Origin of the sequence: Streptomyces sp. NPDC127092, from assembly GCF_042722475.1 — a bacterium.
GTDB lineage: Bacteria > Actinomycetota > Actinomycetes > Streptomycetales > Streptomycetaceae > Streptomyces.
In genome coordinates this window covers 1-1,214 of record NZ_JBHXFE010000315.1, presented here as the reverse complement: position 1 = coordinate 1,214, position 1,214 = coordinate 1, and the positions used below count along the sequence as shown (strand labels likewise).

The 1,214-nt window shown below is 63.5% G+C and carries 1 protein-coding gene and 1 pseudogene; both read right to left on the bottom strand.

The window, feature by feature from the left end; all coding sequences use genetic code 11:
• A pseudogene (locus ACFWJO_RS40020) lies at positions 1–212 on the bottom strand (ABC transporter permease); the annotation flags it as partial.
• A gap of 9 nt (positions 213–221) precedes the next feature.
• Positions 222–1,214 (bottom strand): ABC transporter ATP-binding protein (locus ACFWJO_RS40015; RefSeq protein ID WP_386873248.1); only part of this gene is annotated, 993 nt, incomplete at its 5' end.

Genomic DNA, 1,214 nt, shown 5'->3' with positions numbered 1-1,214 from the left:
AGTGACACCACTGCGCCGAACGGAATCGCGACCATTGCCGTCGGCAGGATCGTGACGCTGGCGATGAACCAGGCCTGTTCGATGAACTCGCGGAACTGGAACGGCCGCTTGAACGTGTTTCGTGCGACGTCGACGAAGAGCTCGACGATGTTTCCGGCCTGCGTCAGCGCACCGTTGACCGGCCGCAAGACCGAGCTGCGGGTAACCCCCATCCGATATGCCTACCCTTGCCCGTGAGTGGTGTTTTCGTATCCTTCACCCCGGTATGCGGGGATGACCTGTGTGTCTTCCTGGCTGTATGCGTAGTCGTAGCCCCCGCCGCCGTTTCCGCCGGACGTCTCGTCGAGGCTGTCCTGGATGGCGATCTGGGCGTTCTCCGGCAACGTGTGCATGATGTGCCGGACGCGTTCCTGACGGCGGGCGACGGCCTGCCGGAACGGCATCCCCGGCGTCGCCTTCATCTGCGGGACGATGCCCTCGACGTCGTCGACACCACCGGCGTGGTGACCGGCATCGACCATCGCCTGCTCCTGCGCCATCGTGGCCTCGTCCTTCTCCTCGGACATGCCGATCGGGCCGATCATGGTGCCGTTGAGGAACTGCTTGACCACCGGCTCGTCCCTGGTGAGCAGCACCTCCCGCGGACCGAACATCACCAGTTTCCGGCGGAAGAGCATGCCGATGTTGTCCGGCACCGTCCGTGCCAGGTTGATGTTGTGCGAGACGATCAGGATCGTCGCGTCGATCTCGGCGTTGATGTCGATCAACGTCTGCGAGATGTACGTGGTGCGGACAGGATCGAGACCGGAGTCGGGCTCGTCGACGAGGATGATCTGCGGGTCGAGGACCAGGGCGCGGGCGAGGCCGGCCCGTTTGCGCATACCGCCGGAGATCTCGCCGGGCAGCTTGTCCTCGGCCCCGAGCAGGCCGACGAGCTCCATCTTCTCCATGACGATCTTGCGGATCTCGGACTCGGACTTCTTGGTGTGCTCACGCAGCGGGAACGCCACGTTGTCGAACAGGTTCATCGACCCGAACAACGCACCGTCCTGGAACAGCACCCCGAACAACTTCCGGATCTCGTACAACTCCTTCGACGAGCACTCGAGAATGTTGGTGCCGTCGATCACGATCGACCCCTGCTCCGGACGGAGCAGACCGATCAGAGATTTCAGGAACACCGACTTACCCGTACCGGACGGCCCGAGCAACGC